The sequence below is a fragment of the Legionella steigerwaltii genome, from assembly GCF_001468065.1.
Taxonomy (GTDB): Bacteria; Pseudomonadota; Gammaproteobacteria; order Legionellales; family Legionellaceae; genus Legionella; species Legionella steigerwaltii.
The window spans coordinates 1-24,125 of record NZ_LNYZ01000023.1; the positions used below are offsets into that span (position 1 = coordinate 1).

The following is a 24,125-nucleotide window of genomic DNA, read 5'->3' on the forward strand; positions in this document are numbered from 1 at the left end:
TAAAATTATGAATTTTTTTAAGAAAAATGAGACTAAATATGCTGCATGGGAATAATCAACTTTTAGACGCCAGGGTAATAAAGATTTTTCTATAGTACTTGGTATCAATTGTACTTGAGTCTTGTATTGGAACCTGTTTTATTCAGCTACTTAAACAATTAATTTATGATCAACAAAAATGAACAGTTTGTTTTTACTTCAGAAAGGCTAGGTTATCGATTGCTGAGAGAAAGTGACTTCAATGATTATTTTCTGCTTGATAGCAACCCCAAAGTGCGGGCCTTTTTCCCAAATGGAACATTGGATGCTGAAAAAGTTAAAGCAAATATAGATAAAAACATACACTTTTTTAAAGAAAATGGATTCGGAGTATTTATTGCAATTGAGTTAATTACAAATAAATTTGTTGGTCGATGTGGTTTTGGACCAATCCCCAATGGGGAAATTGAAGTAGGATATGTTTTCTTGCCTCAGTTCTGGGGAAAAGGTTTGGCTACCGAGGCATTAATTACCTTATTAGAATGGGCAAAACAAAACATATATTCAGTGAATACAATTATTGCATTTACACCTGTAAATCATATTGCTTCACAACGCGTTATTCAGAAAGCAGGAATGGAATTTTATAAAAAGGATTTAAAAGATAAAGAAGAATGCGTATTTTATAAAGTACATCTTAGATAAAATTGTGATCATGATATGAACATAGGGGGAATTTAATGTTTGAACATCTTTCCAATTACCAACGTGCCAATCCTTCACTCTGGCAAGGTAGAAAAGATACTGTCAATGCAGAACGGTTCTTTCAAAAAATTATTTTTCCTGTCCAGCAAACTGAACTCATCACTAAAGAGAAAAAAACAGTTTTTCTTGGTTTTGCCAGTGATGCGGGCGTTCGTCGAAATATGGGGAGACCAGGAGCAAAATTAGGCCCCGATCAAATAAAAACACAATTAGCAAAACTACCTTGCTCTATCGATAAGCAACTTTATGATTTGGGGACTATTTTTTGTGAGGAAGATGAACTGGAAACTGCACAAACTCAATTTGCCAATTTAATCAGTTTTTGCCATCAACAAGGTCATCAAACAGTCGCCTTGGGAGGAGGGCATGAGATTGCTTGGGCACATTATCAAGGTTTGGCACCTCATTACAGCAAACTGGGTATTATTAATTTTGATGCGCATTTTGATTTAAGACCACACCAAAAAAATCAACCGGGAACATCAGGAACTCCTTTTTCACAAATCGCAACATATTGTAAAGATAACAACCAACCCTTTAATTATTGCTGCCTGGGAATTCAAAAAATGGGAAATACTCCTTCTCTTTTTGAGCGGGCTGACGCGCTTAATGTACATTATCTGACAGCTGAAGAATTGCATGCAAACAGCCTGGCATGGCATTTAGCGTTTCTCGATGATTTTATGCTGAATCTGGATCACATCTATTTGACCCTGTGTCTGGATGTTTTAGCAGAGTCTTTTGCTCCTGGCGTCAGTGCACCACAACCACTTGGACTAACTCCTTGGCAAATTTTACCGCTCTTGAAATACATTATTCAAAGTGGCAAAGTAGTTAGTTTTGACGTTGCTGAACTGTCACCACCTTTGGATCAAGAACAAAAAACTGCTAGACTAGCGGCTCTTATTATCGCAGAATTGCTACATACTATTTAAGGAGTCAATTTCATGAAGAACACATTACTATGGGGTACCCTTTTCGCTTTGCTTGGTACTCAAGTTCATGCTGAAAACACTCAGCCAGTAACACCACCACCTCAAACTCCAAGTGCTCTAAAACCAGTTCCAGCTACTCCGACAAAACCTGGCCAAAATTTGCCATCAGTAAATCCAGCAGCGACACCAGCAGCCCCCATCAACTGTGAGTACAAAATCCCACCAGAAACCAAAACGATCGATCAATCATTGGTTATGAAATGGGCCATGAAAGCTGTGACTCAAGCTTTTGACTTTAATCCAAACAACTTAGATGCTCAATTGCAAAAATTACAAGCCTGTTTTACTGAGCAAGGATGGACTGGTTTTAATACCGCTTTGCAAAAATCAGGTAATCTGGACGCGATTAAATCTCAAAAACTAACTGTGAGCAGTCAAGTAGATGGACAAGTTGTAGTAACAGAAGCAAAAGATAATCAATGGAAAATTAATTTACCATTGCAAGTTGTTTATCAGAATGAAAAAGAAAAAGTAACACAACTACTCAGTGTTGATGTAACGATAGGTCGCAAGATGACTGGTGACTTGGGAATTACCCAAATGATTGCCGCTCCAAGAGGAACAGTTACTCAAGAAAAACCACAAAGTTCTACTCCTAACGCAGCGAATTCCATGAATCCAAGTACTGGAACCACTCCGAATCCAACAACAGCACCTACAACAACTGCACCAAGTACAACTACATCCCCAACTACAACAACACAACCAACTTTTCCAGCTAATCCTGCGGCAACTCCAACTCAAGCAACGCCTGGACAGCCCACTTTACCTGAAAACCGTTCCACACAACCTTCACTACCAACCAACACTCCTTAGCAATTATGTTCATTAGGAAATTTCCTCTCCCGTTTTCGGGAGAGGCACGAGTATTTTATATTAGCACCCATTGCAACCGTGGATAATAACGCTTATGCGATACTAACTGGTTTATGTATATTCTTTCTCTTTTAAAAGTGAAAACTGAACTATAGAGACGGCTGTCTTTATGTTGGAACTGCAAAACATAGGTTTTACGCCATCTCAAATATCATCTAATTAAGTCTGTTTGAATATTTTAATTACATGTTGCATATATTATACAAACATAACTCAATCTATAGGTTGTAAAAAATGCCCTCTCCATCTGAGCTTTGGGGGACTTTCTATACTAAATTCCCAATATTTGCTTACGAACCAGCAAAAGAAATTAAATTACCCACTAAAGAGGAAAAAGGGTTAATTAATGCGGAAAAGAAAGAACTATCGGAAAAAGAAGAAGGGGCGAAAAAGACGATTAAAGGTGCTTTCCTTAAATTAATAGAAGGAAATACTTTACTGAAACAACACACAGAGAAATCAGCTCACTTGTCTGGATTTAAATTCTTTACAAATCCAACTAAGTTTGGAAGAAATCAAGGAAATTTTAACCAATGCTGCTAAAAATAATAGATTAAACAATGACATAGTTCGCTTTACTTTTTCAAGCAACTTGATAAACCAGGCTATTCAAGAGCTAGTTAAAGGTAATGTCCTTCAAGAAAAGCACGTCAATCGCTTGAATGAATTGATAAAACAATATAAAGCTGAGCAACATGATTTATATAAAAGTTTAAATTTTCAAAAAATACGCAAATTAGTTGATATTTTAAAGGAAGGAAAGTTAACTAGCCCAGAATTTAAAGAACTCTTTCAAGATCCACAATTCCCACATATGGTTTTAAAATTGATGGATTCTTCATTGGGAAAAGAGATTAACTATTCTCAATTATTTACTTTACTTGAATTGCATCAAGCAGTGAATCCTAGAAAATTTGAGGCTAAAGAATATAAGCAAACATTTAGTACTGATGACACTCGCCCATTGCCAATTTATCAAATTTTAGATGAATCAGGTGATTTTACTCCTGAAGCAAAACAATATTTTCTCCCTGCGATCAACAATAAAAAAGGTCCACCACTAAATGAAAAAGATTTGAGAGAAATGATCGCAAAATTACCTCGATCAGAACAAATTTTTTATCGGTTAAAGGAGCATACAGGTGGTTCTTTGGGCCGTGCTATTGATTCAGAAGGAGCTTTTTATTATTCCGATAAAAATAACTTTATGGAGCCCTCTTGCGGGGTAAGGAATGCTTTAGGTCTACTTCGTTACGGTGCCGATTATGCTCCTGTTATACCACAACTAGGCCCGAAAACAATGGCTATGGTTCACAATGCACTTAAAGCCGGGTATCGAGTTGGTCAAATGTGTGTATTGGTTCCAGTTTAACTAGTGGTTTTTCACCTTCCGAAGCTCATCTTTTAGGAAATGAAACTTTTTTCACGATATTTAAGCATGATGTCTATCATAGCGAAGTAGTATCACCTATACCGGAATATTGTAGAAAGGGTTTACTTAATATGATCGATATTGTTTTTGATAGCGCCCAGCTGCCTGAATCAAGCTGGACGAAACAATTATGGTACTGGGCAGATGCAGATTATCGATTTTTTAAGATGACCAAAGAGAACAGAAATTGGCCGAGCCAGGTAACACCAGATCAATTAAGTCCAATGGAACAATTCTGTACGATGTTAGACACCAAACAAACTAGTGGGATGGAAACATATGGTGGTCTCATAGTAAATAACAGATTAGAATCTACAGAAGGAATTATTGTTTTATTAGACATGGTCGAACATCCGCAAAAATGGAAAGATGAGATTGGATTAGACCCTAATGATTTTCCTGATGGCAGCGGAAAACCTTTCAACGGGTTGCATAAGCCGCAAAACTATAAAAAAATATATCAACAGTTAAAAGATACCGTTGCAGCAATTCCAGGTTTTTTTGCCAAAAGCAAAGAGGAACAAGTTTTTTTCATTCAAATGTTAGAAGCCTATCCAGAGCTAAAAGATAATTTGGATAAACTTATAGAGTTTTCATCAATATTAAAAAAACAAGAAGCGTTTAATTTCATAAAATTATTGCCTACGACTCCAACTATCGCAATAAAGAATGACCCTGATTCAAAAGCAGAACCTGAAAAAAATGATTTATTTTCCTCCTCAATAAATAGAAAGTAAGTTGGTAGATGTTGAGATAGAAAAATATATAAAAGAGTATCAGTTTATAGTCTAGCGAAACCGGGGTATTTGAAAAAGTAAACCCGGGTTTCGCTTTCGCTTCACCCAGGCTACGGTGAGATTAGATAACTTAACCCATTTTAGGAGGGTACACCAGCAGGTTTATTAGGATCTGCTTCAGTTGGGTATTCCAACACAATCACCTTCGTACCTATTTTAAAAAAGTTTTCACTTAACCACTTGGCAGCACTTGGGAAAATGCGTACACAACCATGGCTTGAAGGATGCTCAGGTACTTCATAGGCTGCATGGATGGTATATCCCTGATAGAAGTAGGTACAATAAGGCATTTTCGCGCCGCCTTTAGTATCTACAGGATATTCTCCAGATTGGCAATTGAACCCTCTTCGATTATAAACTTTAAAAGTTCCGGTAACGGTTCTGCACGATTGATTTGGATTTTCTTCGCATACATCAACACCTGCTGACCCACCGCCAGTCAATAAACGATTACCTTCCTCATCATAAGCGGCCCATGCGGAAACCTTAGGATCAAAAATAAAGCGTCTTTCACCTGTTGCCTGAATCTTTTTTGGATAATAATCACGACCTCGTTTATCCTTTGTATAATGAACTGTTCTATGCACATAACCTGCATCATCAGTAAGTAATGTAGATGGATCATAGTCAACACAGGATGTTAAACCCCCAACACACAGCAACAAACCTGCCCAAAACAACTTATTCATTTAAATTTTATCTCCGCTTAATTAAAACTTGAAACATAACTACTTACCCACACTGCGCCCCGCAGCTTGTCCTCGGAATGTAGGCAAAGAAGTGCAGTTTACCTTGAAACTTATGACTCCAGTTTTCGGTATTTAATACGAGATGGTCTATCAGCCGCATCTCCCAAACGACGTCTTCTATCCGCTTCATAATCACTGTAGTTTCCTTCAATGAAGGTGATTTGTGAGTCGCCTTCAAAAGCCATCAGATGAGTACAAATTCTATCTAAAAACCATCGATCATGCGAAATCACAATCACACAACCAGGGAAATTGAGAATAGCGTCTTCCAAAGCACGCAAGGTTTCTACGTCCAAATCATTACTGGGTTCATCAAGTAATAATACATTCCCACCACTTTTCAGTAATTTTGCCAAATGGACGCGGTTACGTTCACCCCCAGAAAGTTGGCCCATTTTCTTTTGTTGATCAGTACCTTTAAAATTAAAGCGCCCTACATAAGCGCGTGAAGGCATTTGAAAACTGCCTACTTGCATGATGTCATGACCATCAGAAATCTCTTGCCATACTGTTTTATTAGAATCTAATTCATCACGCATCTGGTCTACGTATGCCAATTGCACTGTTTCACCAACGCGAATTACACCATCATCTGGCTCTTCCTGACCAGTAATCATTTTCAAGAATGTAGATTTACCTGCTCCGTTGGGACCAATAATTCCTAAAACTCCGCCTTTGGGTAGTTTAAAATTTAAATTATCAATGAGAATTCGATCACCAAATGATTTTTTGATTTTTTCTCCTTCAAGAACCAAATCACCTAAACGCTCACCGGGTGGAATATATAATTCATTCGTTTCATTACGTTTTTGAAACTCCTTGGAATTCATTTCTTCAAAGCGAGCTAGGCGTGCCTTATTTTTAGCATGACGCCCTTTAGGTGAAGTGCGCACCCACTCTAGCTCTGCTTTCATTGCACGCATATGAGCATCTTCTTGCTTCTGTTCCATCTCTAGGCGTGCTTCTTTCTGCTCAAGCCATGCAGAGTAATTGCCTTTATAAGGAATTCCTTCGCCACGATCCAGCTCTAATATCCATTCTGCAGCATTGTCCAAGAAATATCGGTCGTGAGTAATCGCAACTACTGTACCAGGAAAACCTTCAAGATAATGTTCTAACCAAGCAACCGATTCGGCATCCAAATGGTTTGTTGGTTCATCAAGCAGCAACATATCAGGATTGGAGAGTAATAAACGGCATAAAGCAACCCGGCGACGCTCACCTCCTGATAATTGGCCCACAATTGCATCCCAATCTGGCAAGCGTAATGCATCCGCAGCCACATCCAGTTTGCGGTCTAAATCCCAGCCACCACCCGCTTCAATTTCGTTTTGTAATTCACCTTGCTCAGCAAGTAACGTATTCATTTCATCATCGCTCATGGGCTCTGCAAAACGCATGCTGATTTCGTCGAAACGTGCGAGTTTTTCTTTCATTTCCTTCACGCCTTCTTCGACAACTTCGCGTACGGTTTTATTCAGATCCAGTTGAGGCTCTTGCTCCAGATAACCGATTTTAATTCCTGGTTGTGGTCTTGCCTCTCCTTCATATTGAGTATCAACACCTGCCATTATGCGTAATAAAGTGGACTTACCAGAACCATTCAATCCTAAAACACCGATTTTAGCGCCAGGAAAAAAACTCAATGAAATATCTTTTAAAATAAACCGCTGATTTTCAACAATTTTGCTAACACGATTCATGGTAAAAATATATTGTGACATAACTACTCCATCTTTTTAAAACTGCTTTTGTGGCTTGGGTATAGACATGGTCGCACTAAATTAAATATAAACTCCCCTCTCCCACACGCGGGAGAGAGGATTTTTTTCTTAACTTAATGACAGTGAAACACGGCCATAACCCGAGAATGATACTCAATACAACCTTAATGTACATTACTGCAATTCAACATCCTCTACCACTCAAGAATTACTTTGCCTGATTGACCTGATGCCATAATTTGAAATGCATGTTGGTAGTCATCAACTGGGAAGCGATGTGTTATTACTGGCGAAATATCCAATCCACTTTGTAACATGGCAATCATTTTATACCATGTTTCAAACATTTCACGACCATAAATGCCTTTAATTACTAGTCCCTTGAAAATAACCTGATTCCAATCAATTGCAGTTTCGTGAGGTGGAATCCCCAACAAAGCTACGTGGCCACCATGGTTCATCGCTTTCATCATATCATTTAGAGCCATAGGATTTCCTGACATTTCCAGACCTACGTCAAAACCCTCTAGCATCCCTAACTCTGCAGTTACAGCGGACAGTTTTTCATACTTAATATTTACCGCACGAATCCCCCCCATTTTGCGGGCCAAATCCAAACGGTAATCATTCACATCCGTAATGACAACATGACGGGCGCCTATATGTTTTACTATAGCAGCTGCCATAATTCCAATAGGTCCGGCACCAGTAATCAATACATCTTCGCCGACTACATCAAAAGCCAAGGCACAGTGGGTTGCATTACCAAAAGGGTCAAGAATTGATGCTTGTTCTCCAGTAATATTATCAGGAAGGACAATAACATTGGTGGCGGGTATGGATAAATATTCTGCAAAACATCCGGGTCTATTGACGCCTACACCCAAAGTATTGCGACAAAGATGACGTTTGCCTGCACGGCAGTTTCGGCAAAAACCACACGTTATATGCCCTTCACCAGAAACTCGTTGGCCTACTTGAAGCCCTTGTACTTCTTGACCTATTGCAACAATTTCACCATAAAACTCGTGGCCTACAGTCATAGGTACAGGAATAGTCGCTTGCGCCCATTCATCCCAAGAATAAATATGAATGTCAGTACCACAAATCGCTGTTTTGTTAACTTTAATTAATACATCATTGACGCCATATTCAGGTATAGCGACTTCTTCCATCCAGATTCCAGGCTCCTTTTTCGCTTTGACTAGTGATTTCATAAAAGTACCTCAAAATAAGATCATCTCTGTAAAATTCAGAGAAGATGGCTTTGCTTTAAATAACAGAAAATTCCTTACCTACAGTTTCAAACGCCTCAATGGCTTTATCCAAATGATGTATCTCATGTGCTGCGGACATTTGGGTACGAATTCGAGCTAACCCCTTAGGCACTACAGGGTAAGAAAAACCAACCACATAGATACCTAGCTCGAGTAAACGGTTCGCCATGCGTCCTGCCAGGCTCGCATCCCCTAACATAACAGGGATAATTGGGTGTTCTCCGGGGATTAATTTAAATCCTAATTGGGTCATACCTTCACGAAAATAACGGCTGTTTCGCTTTAATTTTTCTGCCCAATGATTATTTTTCATCAAATTATCAAGAACAACATAAGAAGTATGCGCGATCACCGGAGCCAAAGTATTTGAGAATAAGTATGGTCTAGAACGTTGACGTAACCATTCAACAATAGTCTGATTTGATGCAGTATAACCTCCTGAAGCACCACCTAATGCCTTACCTAAAGTACCTGTAATGATATCAATACGGTCGCTTACACCAAAATGTTCTGGAGTTCCACGGCCGGTTTCACCCATAAAACCAACTGCATGGGAGTCATCTACCATGACCATGGCATCATATTTATCTGCCAATTCGCAAATTGCTGGAAGATTTGCCAAAATTCCATCCATCGAAAAAACACCGTCTGTAGCAATTAAACGAAATCGAGCATTTTTGGCAGCAATCAATTGTTCTTCCAAAGCCTTCATATCGTTATTCGCATATCGATAACGTGAAGCCTTGCACAGTCGCACCCCATCAATAATACTGGCATGATTTAATGCATCACTAATAATCGCATCTTCTTCACCTAATAAAGTTTCAAAAAGACCTGTATTCGCATCAAAACATGAAGAATATAATATAGTATCTTCTTTGCTTAAAAATTGGCTTATTTTCTGCTCAAGTTGCTTATGGGGGGTTTGAGTACCACAAATAAAACGTACTGAGGCCATACCATAACCGTATTGAGCTAATGCCTTTTGCCCTTCAGTAATCAATTGAGGATCATTAGCTAAACCTAGATAATTATTGGCACAAAGATTAATGACTTCTTTATGATTTACTGTGACAGCAGCTTGTTGCTGGCTGGAAATAACACGTTCGCCTTTATATAAACCTTCGCTCTTAAGCGTTGCGATTTCAGTTTGCAAATATTCAGTAAATTGCTCAAGCACAGTATTCTCCCATCGTTAAAAGTACCACAATACCTCGGCACTCTCTTCTTAGTGTCATATCGAAATAAGGGGCAATCTATTTTAGAAAACCATTAAACCTAGAAAAATCTGTTGATACCTTTAGCTTGCTCGCTACAGTCTCAGCTGCTTTCTCTAGGTTAAAAATTGCTGATCATAACAAACTTTAAACAGAGTCACCACGAAATTCGGGATTGAAACATTATTTCTTAGCACATGCGCTATTTTTTTGCTAAGATTGTGCCAAAGTTTTAAAAGTGTGTTGACAATTCGCTTCTGCCACCCCGTTTCGCAGCATGTCTGTGGAATTCCAAAATCTCAAATGTGGATCACCGCGAATAAGTTGCGAAGCAATGGCTTGGGCAAATGAATAGTCAATCTTAACCTAAAACAACCAATGGTAGAGCAAATGAGTTATCAAAGCGCACGCATTAATATGGTCAAGCAACAACTTCGAACTGGTGATGTTTTAAACGAATCCATACTTAATTTGTATGATGTAGTATTCAGACATGATTTTGTTCCCGAACAATATATAAATTTTGCTTATTCAGATATGCAAATACCGCTTAATCATGATCAACGCATGCTGACTCCTTTGGAAGAGGGACAAATTCTGCAATCACTTGATTTACAAGGTCATGAAACGGTTTTGGAAATAGGCACAGGCAGTGGATTTTTTACCGCTTTGTTAAGTAAATTATGTAAAAAAGTAATTAGTGTAGATTATTATGCCGATTTTACTGCCAATGCAGCACATCAATTAAAAAAACATCACTGCAACAATGTGCAGTTAATCACAGGAGATGCCAGTCAAGGTTGGTTAGAAAATGCTCCTTATGATGTTGTTATATTCACTGGCGCAATAGAAAAAATAAGTGAAACCCAAAGATTACAGATTCTTCCAGGAGGCAAGTTATTTGTTATTGAAGGACAATCACCTGTAATGCAGGGTCGACTCTATGAACTGGATCATGAGGAACATTGGCATGACGAAATCATTTTTGAAACAAATATTCCTCTACTGATCGATAAATCAAAATCAAAAGAATTTGTATTTTAGGAATTAGTTTAATGAAAAAATTGCTGTTCTGCTGCTATCTCATGACTTTAGGTCTGTCATCGCACGTCTTTGCTGCAACAGACCTAATGGATATCTATCATCAAGCCCTTGAAAATGACCCGATCTTCAAGAATGCATATGATACGTACATGGCTAACGCAGAAGCTCTTCCTCAAGCACGTGCAGCATTACTTCCTCAAGCAGGCCTTACTGCTCAAGCAACGCGAAACGTTCTGCACGTAAACGATGGTCTTTTTACTATTCGAGATGATTATTATAACTCCAGAACGTGGACAGTTTCTGCATCCCAAGCTCTTTTCAATTATCAAGCTTGGGCGAGAGTGCAACAAGCAAAAGCATCCGTTAAAGCAGCACAAGCTACGTTTAACGACGCAGCCCAGGATTTAATTCTTAGAACAGCCAAAGCCTATTTTGATATTCTCTTTGCGCAAGATACTTTAAATTTTGCTGAAGCAAAAAAACGCGCAAACATGCGCCAATATGAGCAAGCAAAACAACGCTTTGAAGTAGGCCTTGATCCTATTACTTCTGTTTATGAAGCAAAAGCCGCATACGACCAATCCGTTGCTACAGTTATTGCATCGCGTAACAACCAAATCAATCAAAGCGAAAATTTAAGAAAACTTACCAATCATGTTTATGAAGTAATAGCTCCTCTACGTGATGGTAAAATTCCGTTAATTAAGCCAGAACCTAATATTGTGGATCAATGGATAGACACCGGTCTTAAACAAAATTTCAAGTTACTGTCTGCAAAATTCAATCTTGAAGTAGCGCGTCAAAACATGAAAGCGCTTTCCGCAGGGAATTGGCCTACCATTGCGCTTCAAGGCAATACAACAGAAACAACAAACGAAGTAAATAGTTCGAACCCCTTACTTCCGGCAAATCAAAAGCTATCGACGGTTGGTGTGGCATTGAATTTTCCTGCATTCCAAGGAGGGTTAGTACGTTCACAAACACGACAAGCTCAACATAATTTTCAGGCAACCAGCGAACGAGTGGAACAATCATACAGAGATGTTGTGGTCAATAGCCGAATTGCTTTTAATACAATCACCGATGGAATTAGCAAAGTAAAAGCCGATAGGCAAACCGTTATTTCGCAACAAAATTCATTAGAAAGTACAGAGGCTCAATTTGAGGTAGGTACTCGTACCATGGTGGATGTGGTCAATGCCCAACAGCGTTTGTTTGAGGCTCAGAATCAACTTGCTAATGACCAATACAGTTTGATTAATGCTGTTTTAACTCTAAAATACTTAGCCGGAACATTGAATGTAAACGATCTCGAATTAATAAACTCATGGTTAGAAACAACTAGGGTCAACGGATTGCTCCCGGCTGAAAACAAAACCACCAAATAACAATTTTTCATTAGGTTTTTAATAATGTCCAATCCTTCTCAAGTTGAAAAAAAATTATTGCATTATACAGGTAAAGCCATTGCCGATTTTAATATGATCCAGCGTGGAGATCGTGTTATGGTCTGTTTATCAGGAGGTAAAGATTCTTTTACACTCTTAACCATCCTGGAGCAATTACGTCGACGTTCTGGCAATAAATTTGAACTCTTTTCGTTTACCCTGGATCAAGCTCAACCCGGATGGAATGATTCCGCAGTACGCCAATGGCTAGCTGATCGATCCATTCCTCATGAAATATTAACTCGTGATACCTACAGTATTGTTAAAGAGAAAATCCCTGAGGGGAAAACATACTGCTCTTTATGCTCACGTTTACGACGGGGCATTATTTATCGGTATGCAGAGGAACATGGCTTTAACAAAATCGCTCTTGGCCATCATCGTGACGATTTGGTTCGTACTCTGATGATGTCTATCTTATACAATGGTGATATTCGCTCGATGCCACCGAAGTTACTTAGCGATAATAAAAAACATATAGTCATCCGACCATTATGTTATGTTCAAGAGAAAGACATTATTACATTTTCTCAGGAGCAATCTTACCCTATCATTCCATGCACTCTTTGTGGATCACAGGAAAATTTAATGCGGAAAAAAGTAGCGAATTTAATTAATCAACTTGCTGAGGAAAATCCCAAAGTTCCAAGTAATATTCTCCACGCGCTCCAAAGTATCAAACCCAGCCAGCTTATGGATCAAAATATGTGGGATTTTAGAAATCTTGAGCATGGCTTAATTACTAATCAAACAACAAATACGGATGAACTCTTTAACACAGAAGAATTTGATCCTATTGAAGCATAAAAATCTTTCTATAACCTGAGTAAGATGTGCTCAGGTTTAATTTCTCCACCCTACTCTACTTTGAAATCAGAATACAAAAAAGATTTCACTTTTTTATATCGGAACTCTATCCTAGTTACATACAATCCAATAAAAAAACATAATGAATTAGATGCAAGCAATAAGAGAGTGATAATAACAATATCTTAACTAAACCGTAACATTTTGATAACATTTTTGTTACAATCATGTTTTAATAAGTAACACTTTAGTCTAAAATTAGAAATAATTTCTCTTACTATATTAATAACTTTGTTAATAGAGGAACTTACCCCATGTTTGCAAATACACCGGTTGACTCGCGTAAACTTCGAATTTATACCAGGCGTTATTTAAAATTTGACTTTGTTGCAGCCATAGTCGTATTTCTTGTTGCCATCCCATTATGTCTTGGTATTGCTTTAGCCTCTGGCGCACCTCTTTTTTCTGGGATTTTAAGCGGAGTTATTGGAGGAATTGTTGTTGGGTGCCTAAGCGGCTCACACGTTAGTGTCAGCGGCCCTGCTGCAGGTATGGCAGCTGTCGTTGTTGCTGCTATTGCTCATATTGGAGACTTCAACTCATTTTTAGTTGCTCTTTTACTTGCAGGCGTACTTCAAGTCATTATAGGAAGCTTAAGAGCCGGATTTGTCGCAGACTATGTCCCCTCAAATGTGGTACAAGGTCTGCTTTGTGCAATTGGTATTTTATTAATAATCAAACAATTACCACTTGCATTCACACTTTCTGCAGATTTCAATGAGCTTAAAACTCATTTGTTAGAAACTACTGAGGAAATCACCCTAAGCCCTATTCTTGCTTTGTACCATCACCTAAATAGTGGGGCCATGTTGATTACGGTACTTTCACTCTCGACTTTAATTTATTTTGATTTGACAAAAAATAAAATATTAAAAGAAATACCTGCACCGATTATTGTTGTGATTTTGGGTGTACTGCTTAATGAGCTTTTTTTATGGACCAATTCAAGCTTGGTTCAAAACTCACCACAATTGGTCAATATCCCGCAGACCAATGATATCCATGAGTTATTTAGTAAACTGGAATTCCCAAATTGGTCGGCTTTGTCTAATCCCCAAGTTTATCTTTATGCATTTATCATTGGAATTGTTGCCTCCCTTGAAACCTTATTGAATTTCAAAGCAGGAGAAAGGCTGGATAAAAAACGCCGGCATCCTTCATCAAACCGAGAATTGGTGGCACAAGGGGTTGGGAACATGGCAGCCGGTTTAATTGGTGGAATTCCCGTTACCTCGGTGATTGTAAGAACATCCATTAATATTCAAGCGGGATCCGCCAGCAAATTATCAACTATTTTGCATGGTTTTTTTATTTTCTTTGCAGTAATGCTAATTCCCGGCACCTTAAATAAGATCCCCCTATCTTCACTTGCTGCCATTTTGATTTATACAGGTTATAAACTAAATAAACCTTCCATTTATCGTACCATTTATGCTCAAGGTAGTGATCGTTTTATTCCGTTCATCGCCACAGTCATCAGTATTATTGTCTTTAACTTATTGACGGGTATTCTAATTGGATTGGCAGTCAGCTTATTCTATATTTTAAAATCCAACAGTCAGGCACGAATTAATATTCTAAAGGAAATTCATCCTACTGGAGAAATCAATCGTTTGGTACTCCCCCAACAAATGACTTTTCTTAATAAAGCCGCTCTGGTTGCTGAACTTGATTCCATTCCTAGAGAATCACAATTAATTATTGATGCACGTTACACTCAGTACATTGATAAAGAAATTACAGAGCTTTTAAAAGAATTTAAGGAAGAACAAGCCCCCAATAAAAAAATCGCTTTGAATCTGATTGGCTTCCAAGAACATTATAAGATTCATAATTATATTGAATTTATCAATGTTACGACATACGACGTGCAAGCGAACCTGACGCCAGCACAAGTATTAAATATTCTATATGAAGGAAATCAACGTTTCCTCAATGACAACTTAATTCACCGTTCAAACCAACTGGACATTAAACATACAGCCAAAGAACAACATCCTATGGCCATTGTTCTTGGTTGCATTGATTCAAGGGTGCCCGTTGAAACCATTTTCGACGTGAGCTTTGGTGACATTTTTTGCGTTCGTGTTGCCGGGAATGTTGTGAACAATGATGTTCTGGCTAGTATTGAATATGCATGCAATGTCGTTGGTGTGAAACTGATTATCGTTCTTGGCCACACTCGTTGTGGTGCCATTCTCTCTGCATGTGACGGGGTAGAAAAAGGACATATTACAGAATTGCTGGATAAAATAAAACCGGCGATCAATGCAGAGAACGAAACTGAAACGAATCGTCACAGTAAGAATACTACCTTCGTGAACAATGTTACTGATTTGAACGTTGCCAATACCATGCAAAAAATTTATGAGCGTAGTTCTATTCTGCATGAAATGATAGAGAAAAATGATATTGCCATGGTTGGCGCTGTTTATAATGTTCAAACAGGTAAAGTGCATTATAACAACTACGCGCATGAATTAAGCCAGCTTGATGGAAAAAATAATAAGCATTTAGCCTCTAAATTGAATGCAGTATTAGAGGAATCCAAAATTAAAATGTAGTCATTTCTGAAGCCAGATGTAGGGTTGGGTCTTGGCCCAACCTACGTTAAATTGAGCAGTTTTTACATAAGTTGCTTTACCTGTGTAGCCTTGCTGCAAGCAACCAGGCTACCTTTCACCGGCTAATCCATCTGTTTTTGAACAAAAACTTCTGTATAATGCTTTGCAATTCAAGAACAATACTATTTCAGGAGTAGAAATGCGTGCCTCCCAATGGTTTTTAGTAACTCTTAAAGAAACTCCAAGTGATGCGGAGATCGTTTCTCATAAATTAATGCTGAGAACAGGAATGATTCGGAAACTGGGCTCAGGTCTTTATACCTGGATGCCACTGGGTTTAAAGGTATTACGAAAAGTAGAACAAATAGTCCGCGAAGAAATGAATCGCATTCACTCCATGGAGTTGCTCATGCCTGCAGTGCAACCTGCTGAACTATGGCAAGAAACCGGACGTTGGGAAACTTTTGGTGGACAACTTCTCACGATGAAAGACTCCAATGACAGAGAATATTGTTTTGGGCCTACTCATGAGGAAGTCATCACCGACATTATGCGTAATGAATTACAATCTTATAAGCAGCTGCCGGCTAGTTTTTATCAAATCCAGACTAAGTTCCGCGACGAAATTAGACCTCGTTTCGGTGTGATGCGTGCACGCGAATTCATTATGAAAGATGCCTATTCATTCCATGTAAGTTTAGAAAGCTTACAGGCTACCTACAAAGATATGTATCAGGCTTATTGCCGTATTTTTGATCGCTTGGGGCTTAAGTATCGTGCAGTTGAAGCAGATACAGGCGCTATTGGTGGTTCTGCATCTCATGAATTCCAGGTATTAGCTGACTCGGGTGAAGATTTGATTTTCTACTCTGACCAAGGAGATTATGCTGCGAATATAGAACAAGCCACCAGTTTAAGACCTGAAAAAGCAACTCCTGCTACACAAAAAATGACTCTAGTGGACACCCCAAATCAAAAAACCATTGCTGAAGTAGCACAATTCATGGGTGTAGCAAGCAATCAAACCGTCAAGACTTTGATTGTAAAAGGAAGAGAGCATCCTATGGTTGCTTTAGTTTTAAAAGGCGATGATGAGCTGAATGAAGTCAAGGCAACAAAACATCCTTTAGTCCACTCCCCCTTACAATTTATAGATGAAGAAACGGTCTTAAAAACTTTGAAAGCACCTATTGGCTCATTAGGACCTGTCAATTTATCGATTCCTGTAATCGCAGATCATCACGCACTGGCAATGGACTCTTTTATCTGTGGTGCTAACCAAGCAGACAAGCATTATCAACATGCAGCTTGGGGTAAAGACATTAGTGAATATCTTGCTTATGACTTACGTAACGTCAAAGAAGGTGATGTTAGCCCAGATGGCAAAGGAACACTTCGCTCGTGTCGTGGTATCGAAGTTGGCCACGTTTTTCAGTTAGGTGATAAGTATGCTAAAGCCATGAATGCCACAGTGATTAATGAGCAAGGTCAATTAGAAACCATGATGATGGGATGTTATGGTTTAGGTATTACACGTGTTGTTGCAGCAGCCATTGAACAACACCATGATGAGCAAGGGATTATCTGGCCTCAAAACATCGCCCCTTTCCAAGTCGTCATAATTCCTTTAAACGGACACCGTGCTCAAACAGTCAAAATGCAAGCAGATGCTTTATATGAGCGTTTAAAAGAATTAGGAATCGATGTATTAATTGATGATCGTAATGAGCGAGCGGGTGTATTGTTTGCGGATCATGATTTAATTGGGATCCCCCATCGTATCATCGTCAGTGAACGAAACATAGAGCAAAATTGTGTGGAATATAAAAATCGTGCTACCGGCGAAACTCACCAATTGAGCTTAGGTAAGGCAATTGATGCAATAGTTCAATTAGTTGCAAAATAAATATTTTGCTCACTATCCCGAGCGCAACAAGGATCTCCGCTGTAGCACTGTGTTGCGATGGAAGATCCCCAGTTGTACTCGGGATGACGACAAAAAATCTCGGATTACGCTTCGCTAATCCTGGCTACACAATGATTACACCCCCATCCCATGCATTTCAATCCCCTGAAACCTACGTCTAAAGAAAAACAAAACAGGAAGTGTAATTAAAGAATTAAATCAAACAAATATGATCGAAGGGTGTAATATTAACGAGATAAATATCCGTTTCCTTTATAAATCAGGATGATGCACATCAATACTTGTCTAAATTCATTTTTCATGTAGGATCGGCCAACTTTAGATCCTCCTCATTATTAATCAGTTATAAAAATAACTTGGAGAACAAATATGCTACATACGGAAAAAGCTGCTTCTGGATTTAAAAACGACCAAAATGGGAAAATATTGGGTATTTTTAAACCTATAAAACCTGATTTTCTTCCTCTGAATCTTTTGAATGAGCCTCCTCATTTTAAAATAGAGACGCCTAAATGGATTGTCAGGAACACCAGCGAACTGGTTGATTTGCTTAATGATTCTAATTGTTCTAGAAGTGGTCTGACTACAGATTTAGAAAATTTAAAAATCGTGAAGTTTCTATTAACGACACAAAATGAACTGGTTTTTGGTCCATACGGACGTTCTGCTCCAGGGAATAATATTCCTGCTTATGCACATTTAGCAGTAGAAGGAGAAGAAGCAAAAGATTTTTATAGTGCTGAATGTATTACTTCAGGAGTAGCCTGGTTCACAGAAAACAATGAGTTAATTGCTCTAACTGCCAATTCCGTTGAGTTTCGTGCATCCTTTCACTCATTGCAGTTTGCACTCCCTCACTTTTTATGCATTGACCTTCCCATATCTGACTCATTTAGGCTTAGTGAAACAGATCTTAGTGGTCGTTTTTTAAGGTGGCATTTCATTGAACGCAGCACTTTTGAGAAATATGCTCGAGAAAACCTAGGTGATAAGGAAGATATAAACTCATTCTCGTCCTTAGAGAAAAAAGAGATAGAAGAACAAAAAACATCACTCCACCTAATATTCTCTTTTTTGGAAACAAGGAACCGCAGCAAAGATTGGAACAACATAAACCAGCCAATTCATCAGAAAAGGAAACTTCATTTGTTTTATGAAATTTAAAGTAAGTATTTAGTTCAAAGTCAAATTTCTCCAATGGCCTTCGATCATGTGCACTGTCGAAGGCTATTCAGTCCCAGGATTACCTTGAATATTCAAATAGACCAGTACCTCATTACCTTTTAACGCTTGTACACCAATTGCACTGATTTGATTAAAACCTACATCTAAAGTATAGAGCGTCGTGGTTTCAGCTAAGGCTAAAGCACCGTTATCTCCAATATGGTTATGACTCAAACTCAAATTTTGCAACTGTATCATATTGGCCAAGGTTTTTGCTCCCTCGTCACCAATAAGATTATTATTCGCATATAAGTTATTCAGAGAGCCCATTTTTGCCAAAGCACTAATACCTTCATCACCAATTAAATTATTGTCGATATTCAGCATAGTAAGATGATTCAGTTCAGACAAAGCTTGGGCACCTTCTATACCCACACGACACCCAGAAATTGATAACCACTCCAGCATATTCGCTTGAGCTAAAACAGCTGCACCTTCATTTTGCAAAGGGTTATTATCAAGATTGAGGTAAAGCAAATTGGGTTTCCTTGCTATGAACTTAATCCCATCCTTATCAATATTATTGTCCTCCAAATCAATAAAATTGATGGATTTGTTTCTATCAATGAACTCTATACCCTCATTACCTAAACGGTTATTACTTAGATATAAACTTTTCAGTGTTTCGTTGGCAAACAATGCTTTCGCCCCGTCCACACCAATTTGACTTTTTCTTAGGGAAAGATGGGTTAGTGTCTTATTTTTCGCTAATGCTTTTGCACCAGAAGTGCCTATAGGGTTGCCATCCAAAGAAAGAAAAATCAGGGTGGTATTATTTGCTAAAGCTTCTGCTCCGTAGGGACCAATATGATTTTCACCTAAAAGAAGATAGATCAACGAGGTATTTTTTGCTAATGCCTCAGCCCCTAGTGATCCGATGCGATTTCCAGTAAGAAAAAGATAACGAACACGAGTGTTGATAGAGAGCAATTCTGCACCTTGGTAGCCAATCTGGTTATCAGATATACTCAAGCGGGTAATTTCTGGATGCTCATTGAGAAAGGCAAGAATTTGCGGGACATCACGATCATGTATATGGCATTGATCCAAAAATAAACCACCATCGCTAACACGCGATTCAATCGTTTCGACACACTCATTATTTTGTAGTTCAGAATTTTTAATTTTTTCCTTTGCAAATAAAGGGGAACTTATTACGCTCAATAGAAGCGAAAGACTAAAGACCGCTTTTCTCATCATGAACACAATCCTTTTGTTTGAATCTGATGCTCCCGAAACAGAAATACCTAGTGGGAGCTATGGGGAGTTGTATCATGAAGATTAATAAAAACCAACACGAAAAACTGGCAGGATATTCTTTTTTTACCAGACCTGTTTACAATTCGCCATTTTTGGCCAAGATAGTAGAACTGTAAACAGATTCTATCAGATGCAAAGATAATTATTGTGAATCATGCCAATTCTAATTTGACTGCTTCAGGATTACTTGTGATTCTAATATGCTCTAACATCAGAATAAGCGCGGCACCAGCATAAGCATTATTGCCAGGTTTCCCAGGAGCAAATATAATTTTTTTATTCTTTTGCAGTGATAGCTATTGATTGGAGTTGCATTATAAACTCTTCTTCAATTTTATAGTGCAGGCAATTATTTTTTAATTTTTCAATATAACCCAATTCTTCTAATCTATCCAAGGCCGGAAGAATCTCTGTAGACAATTCATATCGAAATCGAGGAACAGGCGAATTCAATATTGCATCTTTATCAACGACAAAAAACTCCCTTACGCTTTTATAGCTCGGATTATTAACATCATTTTTAATAATGCTCATAAAATGAGGAAAATCATGAAAAAGTCGATCTAAATCCAATATTTTTTTCTTCTTTATGGTTGCAACATTCTTTCTATTATTCATGAATTTTTGTACTTGCCACCCACCTAGAGCAGTAGCAAGAGAACCAGTTAAAAAGCCAAATAAAAACGAGATGTCCATGGATGTTGTTCTAAATTAAAATGATTATTGAATGTATGACCATAGGGATGATCACAAATTGGTTAATTATATATCAAAATAATAAACGTAATAAGATCTTTTTCAAGTCTTTAGTTTGTTGGAATAACTGCAGATAGATCTGCTTGATTTTTCAACTAAGTGTTACTAAACTAAGCCCAGTTTGTTTTCGTGACATTTATCTACATGCATCATGGCCACAAAACCAAAACTATTACATCTACGTAATTCATAAAAAAGAGGATCATATGCTAAAACAATTCTTCATTTTTTCTATTTTGGTTCTAGCGAGCATGTTGATCGCCTGTGGTCCTATTTATAATACAGAATACAGTTTTGTTCCGCCGCAATCGGATGTAGCGAAAATGTGTACCGCCCAATGTATTCAAGGTAAAAATGATTGCGAACAAAGTTGTCGGGTAGACAATGAAAACTGCCGTATGAGAGCTCAGCAAAACGCTATGTTTGAATACAAGCACTATAAAGAAGAACAAAAAAGAATGGGTTTGCCTATCAATAAAACAGTAAATGATTTTGATCGAAGCAGCAGCTGCAATAATTCTTGTCGATGTGAGTCGACCTATAGAGCATGTTATTCAGCCTGTGGAGGTGAAGTCAGGGAACATAAAGTATGCGTCGCTTTTTGTGACCAGCGCCAATAATGAGGTGATGTTATCAGAACTGATAACGTAATCCCTTGATATTAAAAAATTCTTCATTACGCTATTTAAATGTTTAGTGTATTTATTTTACAATTTAAGAAACCTTTGCCACACTTTAACATGAGCTATTGTGTAGAGCAGAAGAATAATGAAGAAAATCATCCTTTATTTTTTAGCGTTTATCGGCACACTTGCCATATTATTTTTTATCTCCGAATGGTTTGGTAGAACTGGAACTACGATGTATGGGGGAAGCCCTGCACCAATGCAAGCAGTAGTTGGAGCCCCTAATTACGCTAGCGCTCCCGGTTCCATTGCAATGGCACGTATTCAAAACCAGTCAAATACAAGCCAAGCACCAGACAACGTAATGCGGGGTATGATTATTCGCAATGCGGATATTTCCTTGCAAGTCGATAACATTAATTCGGCAATGGAAAAAATCGCTCAATTAGCAGAAAATTCCGGAGGCTATGTAGTAAGCTCCAATTTAACTCAAGATAACAATATCGCAGGAAATACCACTGCGAATATTAGTATAAGAGTACCTGCCAAAGGTTTAAATAATGCATTAAGTGCCTTGAAATCACTTGCCACACAAGTCGTACAAGAATCGATAACGGGCGAAGACATTACCCAACAATTTGTCGACTTACAAAGTCAACTCAGTAACTTACAAACCGCCAAAGAACAATTATCAAAAATTATGGCCAGCGCAACAAAAACATCAGATGTTCTTAGTGTGTTCAAACAATTAAACGAGATACAAGGACAAATCGATGTACTCCAAGGACAGATAAAATATTACAAAGAATCGGTGGCTTATTCATTAATCAACATTAGTTTGAATATGAATCCAATAATTCAAACAGAACAACAAAAACAATGGAAGATTACAGAAACGTTTATTGATTCCTATCATGCTTTAGTCGATCAGCTTCGCAATTTTACTTACGGTTTGATTGAATTCTTTGTGTATTTTTTACCATTACTTTTATTATGGATTTGCATCTGCTTGGTTGTTTATTGGATAGGAAAGAAAATTTGGAGAGCGCTTAAATAAATCCTGATTTTTTGTAAACTGAAGAGAGACTGCTTTGTGATTCATCATTTTAAATCAAAACAATTTATTGTTTTTTTGATTGTAGGAACAATAGCATTCACAGTAAATTTCTGTAGCAGAATCATCTATAACTATTCATTCAGTTTTTCAACATCCATTCTCTTAGCGTATATTACAGGGATGGTTGTTGCTTTTATTCTTGTCAAACTCTTTGTATTTAAGAAAAGCCAGCAAACTGTTACACGTTCCATTATTTTTTTTATTTTGGTAAATTTAATTGGGATGCTGCAAACTTGGGTTATTAGTTTATTGCTTGCCTATTATGTTTTGCCAGCTCTGGGTATTCAATCATACACTCGAGAAATAGCACATCTATTTGGGTTAGCTTCCCCAGTATTTACAAGTTATCTGGGTCATAAATTTTGGACTTTTCGAGAAACGATCTAATCTATCGTAAAGTGTATTTAACGCCTCATGACACTGATTTAATAACAAGATTTTTAAAAAAACTCATACGCTTATGCAACATACTTTTAGTTCTATAGACTAAATAAAGAGTATACTGAGGAGATACTTCTGGATGATGCAGCTGAACAATCGATTTATTTTCTAAATAAGGTAATAAATAAAACTTGGGCAAACAGGCTACTCCATAACCATTTATTACCGACCGAATTATTCCGTTTACATCAGTAAACGTAAGAGAAGGCTCAATGGAATTAGGAGATATATCTAACGCAAGTTCAACATACCTTTTAATAAAAGGCATCGTATCCTCATAGCCAATCCAGCGCATGGATTTAAGGCTTTTATTAAAAGCCAATTCACTCGATTTATCTATATGTTTTGCCCAGCGCGCAGTTCCAATAAACACAAGTTCATCATCAAATAACTTAATAAACTCAAGATTAGGATGGTCATATTTAAGCGAAGTCACACCAAAATCAATGGTATTATTTTGTAATTCATTAATAATTTCTAAATCCTTAGGTATGTAATTAATTTTTAGTTTAATTTCATGCTCAAGACATAAGCCAATTGATTTTATTAATAAATTTTCAGCAAATTCATTGATACAGCTTATTTGTATCTCACCACGCATTGAATTTGTATATTTTGAGAAATTGTCGAGAACCCCTCTAATTTTATCAAAAGGTTCTGCTATTAACGTAAAAAGCCTTTTAGCCGCGTGAGTGGGTATAATACTTTGGGAACCTCTTTCAAAAAGCCCTTCCCCAAGATAATTTTCTAATTGCTTAATATGAAGGGAGACTGCAGATTGGGTGATATTTAGTTTTTTGGCCGCTTTAGAGAAAGAACCAAGTTCATAGGCAAAAACAAAAGACTCTAGATTGTTATAAAAATTCATTTCTTTACCATCCTTTAGTTTTTCTCAAACTAATTTCTTATAAAAAATGCCCCCCAAAAGGAAAGACTCATATTGTATTTTATCAGTACAATGTTAACAAAATCTTAACAAATTATTCCCGGTTGGAACGAGCAAAAGCTATTTAATATATGCAATCTATTTAATGACCTAT

At 37.7% G+C, this 24,125-nt stretch carries 22 protein-coding genes; 15 read left to right on the top strand and 7 right to left on the bottom strand.

Features of this window, described 5'->3' with window-relative positions:
* Window positions 1-165: 165 nt before the first annotated feature.
* The 6 genes from Lstg_RS12660 (at window position 166) to Lstg_RS12685 (ending at window position 4,784) form a co-directional block, all read left to right on the top strand.
* On the top strand, window positions 166-684 hold the full coding sequence (locus Lstg_RS12660) for a GNAT family N-acetyltransferase (protein WP_058478053.1): 519 nt from the start codon (window positions 166-168) through the stop codon (window positions 682-684).
* Between the two features lie 35 nt (window positions 685-719).
* Window positions 720-1,679 carry a formimidoylglutamase gene (gene hutG / locus Lstg_RS12665; RefSeq protein ID WP_058478054.1) on the top strand — a complete coding sequence of 320 codons (960 nt, stop codon included), beginning with the start codon at window positions 720-722 and terminating at the stop codon, window positions 1,677-1,679.
* 12 nt (window positions 1,680-1,691) lie between these two features.
* Window positions 1,692-2,555, top strand: coding sequence for a DotI/IcmL family type IV secretion protein (locus tag Lstg_RS12670; protein ID WP_058478055.1), 864 nt, complete (start codon window positions 1,692-1,694; stop codon window positions 2,553-2,555).
* 294 nt (window positions 2,556-2,849) lie between these two features.
* Entirely contained in the window at window positions 2,850-3,158 is a 309-nt protein-coding gene (locus Lstg_RS12675) for a hypothetical protein (RefSeq protein WP_058478056.1), read from the top strand.
* Window positions 3,121-3,987 carry a hypothetical protein gene (locus Lstg_RS12680; protein ID WP_058478057.1) on the top strand — a complete coding sequence of 289 codons (867 nt, stop codon included), beginning with the start codon at window positions 3,121-3,123 and terminating at the stop codon, window positions 3,985-3,987. The genes Lstg_RS12675 and Lstg_RS12680 overlap by 38 nt, the downstream gene beginning before the upstream one ends.
* A 131-nt stretch (window positions 3,988-4,118) precedes the next feature.
* Window positions 4,119-4,784 (top strand): hypothetical protein, encoded by a 666-nt coding sequence (locus Lstg_RS12685; RefSeq protein WP_058478058.1) that lies wholly within the window; start codon window positions 4,119-4,121, stop codon window positions 4,782-4,784.
* Between the two features lie 140 nt (window positions 4,785-4,924).
* Here Lstg_RS12685 and Lstg_RS12690 read toward each other — a convergent pair whose 3' ends face one another.
* The 4 genes from Lstg_RS12690 to Lstg_RS12705 all read right to left on the bottom strand — a co-directional run bounded on the left by Lstg_RS12690 (window position 4,925) and on the right by Lstg_RS12705 (window position 9,774).
* Window positions 4,925-5,533, bottom strand: coding sequence for a L,D-transpeptidase (locus Lstg_RS12690; RefSeq protein WP_058478059.1), 609 nt, complete (start codon window positions 5,531-5,533; stop codon window positions 4,925-4,927).
* Window positions 5,534-5,643: 110 nt separating this feature from the next.
* The gene (gene ettA / locus Lstg_RS12695; protein WP_058478060.1) at window positions 5,644-7,317 is read right to left on the bottom strand and encodes an energy-dependent translational throttle protein EttA; all 1,674 of its coding nucleotides are present in this window, start codon (window positions 7,315-7,317) and stop codon (window positions 5,644-5,646) included.
* Window positions 7,318-7,511: 194 nt separating this feature from the next.
* Complete coding sequence (gene tdh / locus Lstg_RS12700) at window positions 7,512-8,534, bottom strand: L-threonine 3-dehydrogenase (RefSeq protein ID WP_058478061.1); 1,023 nt, start codon at window positions 8,532-8,534, stop codon at window positions 7,512-7,514.
* 55 nt (window positions 8,535-8,589) lie between these two features.
* Window positions 8,590-9,774: a glycine C-acetyltransferase gene (locus tag Lstg_RS12705; RefSeq protein WP_058478062.1), complete on the bottom strand. Its 1,185-nt coding sequence runs from the start codon at window positions 9,772-9,774 to the stop codon at window positions 8,590-8,592.
* A 427-nt stretch (window positions 9,775-10,201) separates the two neighbouring features.
* Between Lstg_RS12705 and Lstg_RS12710 the strand changes: the two genes are divergently transcribed.
* The 6 genes from Lstg_RS12710 to Lstg_RS12735 all read left to right on the top strand — a co-directional run bounded on the left by Lstg_RS12710 (window position 10,202) and on the right by Lstg_RS12735 (window position 18,825).
* Complete coding sequence (locus Lstg_RS12710; RefSeq protein ID WP_058478088.1) at window positions 10,202-10,855, top strand: protein-L-isoaspartate O-methyltransferase family protein; 654 nt, start codon at window positions 10,202-10,204, stop codon at window positions 10,853-10,855.
* An 11-nt stretch (window positions 10,856-10,866) separates the two neighbouring features.
* Window positions 10,867-12,243, top strand: coding sequence for a TolC family outer membrane protein (locus Lstg_RS12715; protein WP_058478063.1), 1,377 nt, complete (start codon window positions 10,867-10,869; stop codon window positions 12,241-12,243).
* A 24-nt stretch (window positions 12,244-12,267) separates the two neighbouring features.
* Window positions 12,268-13,110, top strand: a complete 843-nt coding sequence (gene ttcA, locus Lstg_RS12720; protein ID WP_058478064.1) for a tRNA 2-thiocytidine(32) synthetase TtcA — start codon at window positions 12,268-12,270, stop codon at window positions 13,108-13,110.
* A gap of 314 nt (window positions 13,111-13,424) precedes the next feature.
* Window positions 13,425-15,734, top strand: a complete 2,310-nt coding sequence (locus Lstg_RS12725) for a bifunctional SulP family inorganic anion transporter/carbonic anhydrase (protein WP_058478065.1) — start codon at window positions 13,425-13,427, stop codon at window positions 15,732-15,734.
* A 199-nt stretch (window positions 15,735-15,933) separates the two neighbouring features.
* Window positions 15,934-17,640 (top strand): proline--tRNA ligase, encoded by a 1,707-nt coding sequence (locus Lstg_RS12730; RefSeq protein WP_058478066.1) that lies wholly within the window; start codon window positions 15,934-15,936, stop codon window positions 17,638-17,640.
* A 390-nt stretch (window positions 17,641-18,030) separates the two neighbouring features.
* The gene (locus tag Lstg_RS12735) at window positions 18,031-18,825 is read left to right on the top strand and encodes a hypothetical protein (protein WP_058478067.1); all 795 of its coding nucleotides are present in this window, start codon (window positions 18,031-18,033) and stop codon (window positions 18,823-18,825) included.
* A gap of 63 nt (window positions 18,826-18,888) precedes the next feature.
* Here Lstg_RS12735 and Lstg_RS12740 read toward each other — a convergent pair whose 3' ends face one another.
* Together Lstg_RS12740 and Lstg_RS12745 are read right to left on the bottom strand one after the other, a co-directional pair.
* Window positions 18,889-20,085 carry a leucine-rich repeat domain-containing protein gene (locus tag Lstg_RS12740; RefSeq protein ID WP_058478068.1) on the bottom strand — a complete coding sequence of 399 codons (1,197 nt, stop codon included), beginning with the start codon at window positions 20,083-20,085 and terminating at the stop codon, window positions 18,889-18,891.
* A 336-nt stretch (window positions 20,086-20,421) separates the two neighbouring features.
* Window positions 20,422-20,841, bottom strand: coding sequence for a hypothetical protein (locus Lstg_RS12745; protein WP_058478069.1), 420 nt, complete (start codon window positions 20,839-20,841; stop codon window positions 20,422-20,424).
* Between the two features lie 266 nt (window positions 20,842-21,107).
* On the opposite strand from Lstg_RS12745, the gene Lstg_RS12750 reads away from it, so the two are divergent.
* From Lstg_RS12750 to Lstg_RS12760, 3 genes are all read left to right on the top strand, one after another.
* Entirely contained in the window at window positions 21,108-21,521 is a 414-nt protein-coding gene (locus Lstg_RS12750; protein ID WP_058478070.1) for a hypothetical protein, read from the top strand.
* A 148-nt stretch (window positions 21,522-21,669) separates the two neighbouring features.
* The gene (locus tag Lstg_RS12755; RefSeq protein WP_058478071.1) at window positions 21,670-22,584 is read left to right on the top strand and encodes a DUF4349 domain-containing protein; all 915 of its coding nucleotides are present in this window, start codon (window positions 21,670-21,672) and stop codon (window positions 22,582-22,584) included.
* A gap of 36 nt (window positions 22,585-22,620) precedes the next feature.
* A complete protein-coding gene (locus tag Lstg_RS12760; protein WP_058478072.1) occupies window positions 22,621-23,031 on the top strand; it encodes a GtrA family protein in 411 nt (136 codons plus the stop codon).
* A gap of 25 nt (window positions 23,032-23,056) precedes the next feature.
* On the opposite strand, the gene Lstg_RS12765 is transcribed toward Lstg_RS12760, so the two are convergent.
* A complete protein-coding gene (locus Lstg_RS12765; protein ID WP_058478073.1) occupies window positions 23,057-23,953 on the bottom strand; it encodes a LysR family transcriptional regulator in 897 nt (298 codons plus the stop codon).
* Window positions 23,954-24,125: the final 172 nt, after the last annotated feature.

Coding starts and splice junctions, on each gene's coding strand:
- Lstg_RS12660 (WP_058478053.1), top strand. CDS start 166: ATGATCAACAAAAATGAACAGTTTGTTTTTACTTCAGAAAGGCTAGGT.
- hutG (WP_058478054.1), top strand. CDS start 720: ATGTTTGAACATCTTTCCAATTACCAACGTGCCAATCCTTCACTCTGG.
- Lstg_RS12670 (WP_058478055.1), top strand. CDS start 1,692: ATGAAGAACACATTACTATGGGGTACCCTTTTCGCTTTGCTTGGTACT.
- Lstg_RS12675 (WP_058478056.1), top strand. CDS start 2,850: ATGCCCTCTCCATCTGAGCTTTGGGGGACTTTCTATACTAAATTCCCA.
- Lstg_RS12685 (WP_058478058.1), top strand. CDS start 4,119: ATGATCGATATTGTTTTTGATAGCGCCCAGCTGCCTGAATCAAGCTGG.
- Lstg_RS12690 (WP_058478059.1), bottom strand. CDS start 5,533: ATGAATAAGTTGTTTTGGGCAGGTTTGTTGCTGTGTGTTGGGGGTTTA.
- ettA (WP_058478060.1), bottom strand. CDS start 7,317: ATGTCACAATATATTTTTACCATGAATCGTGTTAGCAAAATTGTTGAA.
- tdh (WP_058478061.1), bottom strand. CDS start 8,534: ATGAAATCACTAGTCAAAGCGAAAAAGGAGCCTGGAATCTGGATGGAA.
- Lstg_RS12710 (WP_058478088.1), top strand. CDS start 10,202: ATGAGTTATCAAAGCGCACGCATTAATATGGTCAAGCAACAACTTCGA.
- Lstg_RS12715 (WP_058478063.1), top strand. CDS start 10,867: ATGAAAAAATTGCTGTTCTGCTGCTATCTCATGACTTTAGGTCTGTCA.
- ttcA (WP_058478064.1), top strand. CDS start 12,268: ATGTCCAATCCTTCTCAAGTTGAAAAAAAATTATTGCATTATACAGGT.
- Lstg_RS12725 (WP_058478065.1), top strand. CDS start 13,425: ATGTTTGCAAATACACCGGTTGACTCGCGTAAACTTCGAATTTATACC.
- Lstg_RS12730 (WP_058478066.1), top strand. CDS start 15,934: ATGCGTGCCTCCCAATGGTTTTTAGTAACTCTTAAAGAAACTCCAAGT.
- Lstg_RS12735 (WP_058478067.1), top strand. CDS start 18,031: ATGCTACATACGGAAAAAGCTGCTTCTGGATTTAAAAACGACCAAAAT.
- Lstg_RS12740 (WP_058478068.1), bottom strand. CDS start 20,085: ATGATGAGAAAAGCGGTCTTTAGTCTTTCGCTTCTATTGAGCGTAATA.
- Lstg_RS12745 (WP_058478069.1), bottom strand. CDS start 20,841: ATGGACATCTCGTTTTTATTTGGCTTTTTAACTGGTTCTCTTGCTACT.
- Lstg_RS12750 (WP_058478070.1), top strand. CDS start 21,108: ATGCTAAAACAATTCTTCATTTTTTCTATTTTGGTTCTAGCGAGCATG.
- Lstg_RS12755 (WP_058478071.1), top strand. CDS start 21,670: ATGAAGAAAATCATCCTTTATTTTTTAGCGTTTATCGGCACACTTGCC.
- Lstg_RS12765 (WP_058478073.1), bottom strand. CDS start 23,953: ATGAATTTTTATAACAATCTAGAGTCTTTTGTTTTTGCCTATGAACTT.